1 rRNA gene is annotated in these 768 nt (G+C 50.1%); it reads left to right on the forward strand.

The features are described from left to right. Positions 1–48: 48 nt before the first annotated feature. Positions 49–768, forward strand: a 16S ribosomal RNA gene (locus HMPREF1121_RS08570); the annotation flags it as partial.

A 768-nucleotide genomic window follows, 5' to 3' on the forward strand; every position in this document is an offset into this window, starting at 1 on the left:
AATCATTTTTAGAGCAAGACAAACAGAACAAAGTACAATAAAATATTGACAATGAAGAGTTTGATCCTGGCTCAGGATGAACGCTAGCGATAGGCTTAACACATGCAAGTCGAGGGGCAGCATGGTCTTAGCTTGCTAAGACTGATGGCGACCGGCGCACGGGTGCGTAACGCGTATGCAACTTGCCTCACAGAGGGGGATAACCCGTCGAAAGACGGACTAATACCGCGTACACTCTATGTTGGGCATCCAAGGTAGAGGAAATGAAATTCGCTGTGAGATAGGCATGCGTCCCATTAGCTAGTTGGTGAGGTAACGGCTCACCAAGGCAACGATGGGTAGGGGAACTGAGAGGTTGAACCCCCACACTGGTACTGAGACACGGACCAGACTCCTACGGGAGGCAGCAGTGAGGAATATTGGTCAATGGGCGAGAGCCTGAACCAGCCAAGTCGCGTGAAGGATGACTGTCTTATGGATTGTAAACTTCTTTTATACGGGAATAACAAGAGTCACGTGTGACTCCCTGCATGTACCGTATGAATAAGCATCGGCTAACTCCGTGCCAGCAGCCGCGGTAATACGGAGGATGCGAGCGTTATCCGGATTTATTGGGTTTAAAGGGTGCGTAGGCGGCCTGTTAAGTCAGCGGTGAAATCTAGGAGCTTAACTCCTAAATTGCCATTGATACTGGCGGGCTTGAGTGTAGATGAGGTAGGCGGAATGCGTGGGGTAGCGGTGGAATGCATAGATATCACGCAGAACTCC

Source organism: Porphyromonas sp. KLE 1280, assembly GCF_000700805.1.
Classification (GTDB): Bacteria; Bacteroidota; Bacteroidia; order Bacteroidales; family Porphyromonadaceae; genus Porphyromonas; species Porphyromonas pasteri.